Source organism: Intestinimonas sp. MSJ-38, from assembly GCF_018917925.1.
Classification (GTDB): Bacteria; Bacillota; Clostridia; order Oscillospirales; family Butyricicoccaceae; genus Pseudobutyricicoccus.
Genome location: NZ_JAHLPO010000019.1, coordinates 39,945 through 46,990, shown reverse-complemented (window position 1 = coordinate 46,990; position 7,046 = coordinate 39,945). Strand labels below are relative to the sequence as shown.

9 protein-coding genes are annotated in these 7,046 nt (G+C 53.1%); 7 read left to right on the top strand and 2 right to left on the bottom strand.

Annotated features, from left to right (window positions below; translation table 11 throughout):
• Positions 1 to 248: helix-turn-helix domain-containing protein (locus KQI26_RS11455; protein ID WP_216504520.1), on the bottom strand; the 248-nt coding region annotated here is incomplete at its 3' end.
• Positions 249 to 490: 242 nt separating this feature from the next.
• Here KQI26_RS11455 and KQI26_RS11450 point away from each other — a divergent pair.
• Positions 491 to 682: a hypothetical protein gene (locus KQI26_RS11450; RefSeq protein WP_216504519.1), complete on the top strand. Its 192-nt coding sequence runs from the start codon at positions 491 to 493 to the stop codon at positions 680 to 682.
• A gap of 61 nt (positions 683 to 743) precedes the next feature.
• Here KQI26_RS11450 and KQI26_RS11445 read toward each other — a convergent pair whose 3' ends face one another.
• Positions 744 to 1,301: a hypothetical protein gene (locus KQI26_RS11445; protein WP_216504518.1), complete on the bottom strand. Its 558-nt coding sequence runs from the start codon at positions 1,299 to 1,301 to the stop codon at positions 744 to 746.
• Positions 1,302 to 1,660: 359 nt separating this feature from the next.
• On the opposite strand from KQI26_RS11445, the gene KQI26_RS11440 reads away from it, so the two are divergent.
• The 6 genes from KQI26_RS11440 (at position 1,661) to KQI26_RS11415 (ending at position 6,953) form a co-directional block, all read left to right on the top strand.
• Positions 1,661 to 2,083, top strand: a complete 423-nt coding sequence (locus tag KQI26_RS11440) for a hypothetical protein (protein ID WP_216504517.1) — start codon at positions 1,661 to 1,663, stop codon at positions 2,081 to 2,083.
• A gap of 109 nt (positions 2,084 to 2,192) precedes the next feature.
• Complete coding sequence (locus tag KQI26_RS11435) at positions 2,193 to 2,576, top strand: helix-turn-helix transcriptional regulator (protein ID WP_216504516.1); 384 nt, start codon at positions 2,193 to 2,195, stop codon at positions 2,574 to 2,576.
• Between the two features lie 190 nt (positions 2,577 to 2,766).
• Complete coding sequence (locus KQI26_RS11430) at positions 2,767 to 3,411, top strand: hypothetical protein (RefSeq protein WP_216504515.1); 645 nt, start codon at positions 2,767 to 2,769, stop codon at positions 3,409 to 3,411.
• Positions 3,412 to 3,671: 260 nt separating this feature from the next.
• Positions 3,672 to 4,823 (top strand): C40 family peptidase, encoded by a 1,152-nt coding sequence (locus KQI26_RS11425; protein ID WP_216504514.1) that lies wholly within the window; start codon positions 3,672 to 3,674, stop codon positions 4,821 to 4,823.
• A 72-nt stretch (positions 4,824 to 4,895) separates the two neighbouring features.
• The gene (locus KQI26_RS11420) at positions 4,896 to 5,165 is read left to right on the top strand and encodes a hypothetical protein (protein ID WP_216504513.1); all 270 of its coding nucleotides are present in this window, start codon (positions 4,896 to 4,898) and stop codon (positions 5,163 to 5,165) included.
• Between the two features lie 348 nt (positions 5,166 to 5,513).
• Complete coding sequence (locus tag KQI26_RS11415) at positions 5,514 to 6,953, top strand: LuxR C-terminal-related transcriptional regulator (protein WP_253292819.1); 1,440 nt, start codon at positions 5,514 to 5,516, stop codon at positions 6,951 to 6,953.
• Positions 6,954 to 7,046: the final 93 nt, after the last annotated feature.

The window sequence follows — 7,046 nt, the reverse complement described above, 5'->3', positions numbered from 1 at the left end:
TCTTCTTCTACCTGCTTCGGCAACTGCTTTGGCGGACGACCCTTACTGCTGCGGCCACGCCGTTCGATGGCTAACCCTTCCGGCCCTTCTTCCAGGTAGATTCGCTCCCATGATTTGATCCGATCTCTGCTGTTTACCTCAAATCTACGACAGGTTTCGCTGTAACTCAATTTCTCTTCCTGCATGGTTTCAATCACCAGTTTTTTGAATTCTGGTGTATATCGTTTGTTTGGTACTCCTTTTGGCATAGCAAAACACCCCACTTGTTAGATAGTATATCATACTGTCTAACAAGTGGGGTGCAGTTCAAAATGACCTGCCGGAAACCTGTTTTTCTGTTCTGCCGTCCAGCGGTCAGCTTATTATCATCAAAAAAAGCGAGAGTGGCTACCATCCCTCCGAATGGGATACCGGTAACCGCGAGGAAAACCGTGACATCGCCAGCAGTCATAATGCGCGGCGCGGCATCACGGACATTCAGGAGGCCGCCATGCTGGCAGGTTCCATGTTCGGCTGGAACACACCGGGCGCAAACCCGCAATGGTATTTGGACAACGCAAGATATGTGAATTCCAACATCGTCCAAGGTCATATCAAAGACCCAATCATGAGCGTGTACTATCCCGTCAGCAGTTTCTTACTGTGCTATGAGATCATGGGCAACGGGGGCACAAAACTGTAAAGGGCGGTTTTGTGCCCTTTTTTGCTGTCCTAAAAAAAGAAACGGAGGAGCGGTATAGCCATCACTCCGAGGCGATGTCGAGTCCGGCGTCCCCGCCTCCGCCGGGGACGGGGGCGGAGATCTCCGCCTCGCCCGCGATCTCGCTGGCGGTCTTTTCTTCGCCGTTTTTTTCCTCCTCGTCCTCAAAGAGGGAGTCGTACTTCTCGCCGTCTCCCTCTTGCAGCATGGCCGCGGTCTTGGCAGCCATGTAAAGTTCGTGGTTGTATTCCATCAGCCGCTGTTCATCCTCCGGAGGGACTTGGCCGCCGGAGGCGATGCGGCGGTAGATCTCCAGCATCTTGCCCATCTCCTTTGCGGCCTTCGACAGAGCATTGCCCTGCTGCTTTGCAACCTCGGCGTTGTGGATGGCGGTCTCCCGCTCGATGATGCTCTCCATCACGCCCTGGGCCTCGTTGTATTGCGCGTCCACGGCGGACAGCTCACGGGAGATCTCCACACGATCCACATTGGGCGCGCCGCCCTGCTGGCAATTTTTGAGCGCCTGCGACAGGGCGCGTTTCCGTGTCCACAGCATATCCATCTGCGCGGCATATGCCTTCTTCGCATCTTGAATTTTCATTGCGGAACCTCCTGTCTAAATGTTTTTCATATCCTTATTATCGGCAGAAAAGGGTCCGGATTTAAGCCGGAGCACGGAAAACAGGGCAAAAGCTTAACTGATCGTGGGCAAGACCACTGCCGACCGCCCTTCCTCGACAAGACCTTGTGGGAACAAACGCTCCGGTTGAAACCGAGAAGGGGAGAGAACATCATGAAAAAAGTGATTGCTTTGCTGCTGATGTTTGCAACGCTGCTGTCCTTCGCGGACGCCAAGGAGGATCTGGCCGCTGAGGATCTCCATATCCCGGGCACCGGTGGAGGCTGATCCATCGCTGTCAGCGCTTTTATCTGCCCGTGGACAAACTGCCGCAAGAGTTGATGAGCCAAAGGTCGCAGTTCATCATGCTGCCGGATCTGGTGCGTGGAGTACCGGTCATGCCGGTGACAGCGACCTTTGCACAAAACGGGAGCTGCACCATCCAGTTAGAACACGGCAGCTATGTAGTGGGGAAAATGGTCAATCAGGAATACCACATCACCGCTCGCGTTCGCGTCGGCAGTGCCGAGTTTGTCATGGGCGAATGTGAAAAAGCCCCTGTCCCCTTCGTCACATGGCAGCGCAACTGCAAAAACGACGGGGACGGCCTACCCAATTTCTTTTGGGGGCATTACCGCTCTGACCGCAGCTCCTGCATCGAGGATTTCTGTGAACGGGCCGGAAATGAATACAAAAAGCAGATGGAGCGGCAGAGGTGTGTGCCGCATGAGCGAAACCTTGGGGAACATAAAGCCGAACGGTAATGAATGGCCGTAAGTGCGAGAAAAGTCGCATCACCGCTATTGACGCTAGGTCGGCACACCGATATAATGAAAGTATCGCAAGAACCCTTCAGAACAGGAGGCGAGGAAAATGGACTTGCAGACTTTGCTCAATGAGCGGAACCTTTCAAAATATCAGCTATCCAAGCTCAGCGGCGTTCCCAAGACGACGATCATGGATATATGCGCCGGAAGAAGCGATATGGAGCGGTGCAATGCAAAGACGGTGCAAAAGCTGGCGCAGGCGCTGAACTGCACGATGGAGGACATGATGAAATTGTCCTCCACCTATGACGGGAAGGGCCTCCCCAAAGACCGAAGCTATCTGGAATGCGGACTGCCGGAATTTTTGCAGGAGTCCATCCAAGCCATGGTGAAAGCGTGGCAGAAGGTGGACAATGGCGAGAACTATACACTTTGGGACTGCGATTACTGCAATCTGCAAAGCGACATCAACAGTGCGGAGGTCAACTAGATCATCAGCCCAGAGCAGGCGTGGTATCTCCGCGAGAAATATCTGAGAATGGAACGGGAAACGATTGAATGATGAGAACAAGCGAATCATCTGACGAACGGCACGGGAAACCGTGCCGTTTCGCTTTGCCGGGATTATTCTACGATGAATGTCCCGGCCTTATTTTTTAGAACGATAGAGGTGAAAGCGAATGACAGACCGTGAGCCGGTAAACATTATGGGCGTTATCGCCTTTCCAAACCCCAACAAGGATGAGCGCGTGATCCGCTTCATCGACAGCGAATACCACACGCTCTTTACCATCAAGGACGGGGAAAGCATCGTCATTACCCGCTTTGACGGTGAAAAGATGGTTTTCCCTTGCAAGTACATTGACGATTGCCATGTCTGCATCGGTAATTCTGCCTATCATATCTGCGAGTTTGCAGAAATGCAGGAATGTAACGGCAATACCTATGGTCCCAGCGCACCGAAAATCAGCGACGAGATCGGCACCTATGAAATCTATCAGATCCCCGCAACCGCTGATGTGGACTACTATTTCCGGTCTTACGCGGCGGCAAAGGGAAAACTCCAGAGCACTGATTATCAGCGTTCTTACGCCGGTATGTACGCAAAGTTTTCATCGACACACCGATGGAATATGCCTTTTCTCCGGTACAAACCGCTGCACGAAATGAAGTCGGAAACCGGACCATACCTCCGCAAAATTGCGGAGGTCCAAAAAGCGCAGATGCCGCCCCGCAGGAGCGTGGGCGGCAGAAAGCTGCGCAGGACGCGAAAGCCGCCTATCGGCGGAGCCTTGCCGAAAAAAGAACAGCGGAGCGGCACATAGTACCTCCACCGTCCGACCATGGAGGTACAACGGTCCCTCTGCATAAAAGCAATCAGGGCGCATCGGTCAAGGGTGCTCCTGCCCCAAAGAGCGGACAGCCTTCGCCCAAAGCTCCGCGAACCATGCGTATTCGGCGAACTTCCCATACTGCATCGTCCGATACGATCATCACGCGCCGCACAAGGGCGGCGGCGCAGCGCAAGGCACAGCAGACAGTGCTCCAGACATCCGCAAAGAACGGAGGCGGTGGGGCAAAAAAGATGGGCGGCGCAATGGTGCAGGCGGTACAGACGATTGGGAGAGGTATCGCGTCCGCCGCAAGTTCCATCGTGGCGGCGGGCGGCGGAGCGGTGGTGCTGGTGCTGCTCCTGACGGTGATCCTCGTGGCGGCAATCGTGGCGCCACCCTTCGGCATCCTTTTTTCCAACGAAAGCCGGGAGGCAGGCGTTGTGCCGCTCTCCGCTGCGGTGGCGCAGGTCAATTATGATTTCAATGAGCGGCTGGAAACCCTGCAAACGGCAGATGATTATGATTCCATCTCCGTTGACGGACAAGCCGCCGATTGGATAGAGGTGCTGGCAGTGTTCGCGGTAAAGGTTGCTGGAGCCGATGTAGACGCCGCGGACGTGGCCACCATGGATGCCGACCGCATTGCCCGCCTGAAAGCAGTCTTTTGGGACATGACCGCAATCAAAACGGAGGTGGAAACGATCAACCACCCCGGCAGCGGTGATGACGATGGCTGGACGGAGCGAAACCTCTATATCACCATTACCGCAAAAACGGCAGAGGAAATGAAAACCGCATATCACTTCAACCGAAATCAAATTGCGGCGCTGGAGGAGCTGCTGGAGCAGCGGGATCTCCTGCGGGAGCTGATCGAGGATGTGTACTCCGTCAGCGGGGACACGGCGGCGCTGCTCCGCGATCTGCCGGAAGATCTATCGCCGGAGCGCGAGGCGGTGGTACGCACCGCCTGTTCTCTTGTCGGCAAGGTGAATTATTTTTGGGGCGGCAAGAGCCTTGTGTTCGGTTGGGACGCCCGATGGGGCGAACTGCGGCAGGTCACGGCGGCAGGCAGCTCAACCACCGGTACCTATCGGCCCTACGGGCTGGATTGCAGTGGCTTTGTCGATTGGGTGTTCTACAACCAGTCTGGCGGACAGTACATCATCGGTCATGGCGGAGGAGCCACCGCACAGCACAGCTATTGCACCGATATTTTTTGGTCGGACACCCAGCCTGGTGACTTGGTGTTCTATCCGGATAATTCCCATGTGGGTATTGTCGGCGGATGGGACGCCAACGGAGAGCTGCTGATCATCCACTGCGCCAGCGGCTATAACAATGTAGTCATTACTGGTAAGGAGGGCTTTACATCTATCAGTAGACCGAGGTACTACGCAGAATAAAAAAGATTTACCTTTCCTTTGCCGGTCTGGTATGGTACAACACCCATCGTGTGTGATGGGAGAGAAATCGTGATGCAGAACTATACCGAGGAAGAAGCAGCCATTTTATGTGGATTTATTGGGCGATATGTTGACCGTGATTCCACCTATGATACGGTTCGCTCCGCTTATTCCCGGCTGTGCAAAGGACTGGAGCAGCATACTTTGACGTATCAGGACTACCTATGGGCAGAGCAGGTGCTTCAATTCCTGAAGCCCCAATGGTGGATGGAGCGGGAAGATCACCGTGCGCTGGCATCGCTCCTATTAAAAACGCAAACACTGATCAGAACAACAGGATGATTTCACGCGGGAGGATGGTTGTATCGCTGTCCTCCCGCCTTTTCTCTGCAAAATGCCATCTCCTCCGAAACCTATCTTAAAATTGAGATATGGAATGCGTTTTTGGCGGGGAATGCAAATAATATTCCAACCTTCGACCCAAACTGAGCGTGCCATTGTACCGCTTAGCAGTCTAATTGACGGAAAGTTTGGTTAAAAGTTTGGCTTTTGCACAACTAAAGTTTGCTATGCAAATGATTCAAAATGAATTATAATAAAAGCAGTACAGCGAGAACAGATAGGGTGAAAGCCATGGACGAAAGAGAAAACGTGATATATCCACGTCCTCAAAAAGAATTAGTCTGTGTGATGGAGAATGCGGAAGAAGAGGGACACCTGCTGGAAACCATCTTAGAAGAGTTTGCAGAGCACCCTTTTTCCATGCCCGCCTTGTGGGCCTGCAGGGGGTACTTTCATCAGCTTGATATAGAGGATTGCAGCAGCCATCCAGCGTTGCTGCCGATGCTTGCCCTGCTTTCGGCCATGGGGGGAGACCTGGATCAGGCAAAGGATTATGTGAGTATGCTGGGGAACATGCCACGGCACTGGAATCTGCAAGACTTTCATGAAAGAGATTATTATCGGATCAACACGGAACTGGTCATGCCTTATACAAGCGACGGAATGTTCCTGCGAATTATGTTCTTCCTGGTAAAGGCAGGTATGGTGCCGGTCAGATCGCTTACACTGTCCGCCTGTCGTCCCAGTATCTTGAATGGATTCCGGGACTTTACAAGATTTGGCCCACATCTGAAACGGTACAAAGATACGATAACCGAGATGGCTCATCAGTTATACGGCAGCGTGGGAAAGAATGTATATGAGATCCTGCTGGCGGAATGGTGCTATCAAAATAATGATTGCTTTAATGCACTAATCCTTGTGACCGGAACAATTCCGCTGATCGAGCGGGAGAGCGATATGCGCTGCTTGTTTGTGGCGCTGGCATTACAGATGAGGATCCTGCTCATGAACGGGCAGGCAGGATCGGCCAAGCCGCTGGTCGAAAAGATCCGGAACCGTATTCATGAAACGGGCTGGGAGGAACTGACCTCCAGCTTAAATGCCCTGGAATGTCTTGCGGCCTGTTATGATGGGCAGCAGGAGACGATCATCAAGTGGCTTGAAAAGACCGCCCCGGATGAAAACGGTGACATCTATATGATGGATATGTTTGCATGGCTGGTAAAAGTACGCTGTTACTTGCAGGTGGGGAAAAATATGGCCGCCTACGTTCTGGTCAAGCAGCTCATTGCCCTCCTGGAGCCTGGAAAGCGGCGTATGGATCTATGCGAGTGTCATATGCTTCTGGCCATCATCTACTATAAATCCGGCGATCAAGACCGCATGTGTGAGGAACTTGAAACAACCCTGACAATGGCGAAAAAATACCGGTATATCCGACTGCTGGCGGACGAGGGGATCTGCATGGTGCAGATGCTGCCCGTCTACCAGCGGGAAAAGGGTGCGGATGCCTTTACCAACCAGATCATGGAGCTGGCCGGAAGCGTGAGCCGGTACCTCCCCAATTATCTGAAAGGGCCATCGGAATACTATGAAACACTGACCGAAACAGAAAAAAAGCTGCTGCGGATGATGGCATTGGGAATGAGCAACGATGAGATCGCGGAAAAACTGGGCCGGAAAGTGGGCACGGTGAAGTTTCACAGCAATAGTATTTTCCGAAAACTCCAAGTACCAAATCGGCAGCAGGCAGTCAACCGTGGGAAAACGATCGGCCTGCTGTAGCATACGGCGGCTGTGAAATGAATATAAAATAGCTTGGCGAATGACTTATGATGAGGGGCGCGCCCCTCATCCCGTGGGTACCCACGGGATGAT

Bases quoted from the DNA above. Each gene is read 5' to 3' on its own strand.
- KQI26_RS11450 (WP_216504519.1), top strand. From the start codon at position 491: ATGCTGGCAGGTTCCATGTTCGGCTGGAACACACCGGGCGCAAACCCG.
- KQI26_RS11445 (WP_216504518.1), bottom strand. From the start codon at position 1,301: ATGAAAATTCAAGATGCGAAGAAGGCATATGCCGCGCAGATGGATATG.
- KQI26_RS11440 (WP_216504517.1), top strand. From the start codon at position 1,661: ATGAGCCAAAGGTCGCAGTTCATCATGCTGCCGGATCTGGTGCGTGGA.
- KQI26_RS11435 (WP_216504516.1), top strand. From the start codon at position 2,193: ATGGACTTGCAGACTTTGCTCAATGAGCGGAACCTTTCAAAATATCAG.
- KQI26_RS11430 (WP_216504515.1), top strand. From the start codon at position 2,767: ATGACAGACCGTGAGCCGGTAAACATTATGGGCGTTATCGCCTTTCCA.
- KQI26_RS11425 (WP_216504514.1), top strand. From the start codon at position 3,672: ATGGGCGGCGCAATGGTGCAGGCGGTACAGACGATTGGGAGAGGTATC.
- KQI26_RS11420 (WP_216504513.1), top strand. From the start codon at position 4,896: ATGCAGAACTATACCGAGGAAGAAGCAGCCATTTTATGTGGATTTATT.
- KQI26_RS11415 (WP_253292819.1), top strand. From the start codon at position 5,514: ATGGAGAATGCGGAAGAAGAGGGACACCTGCTGGAAACCATCTTAGAA.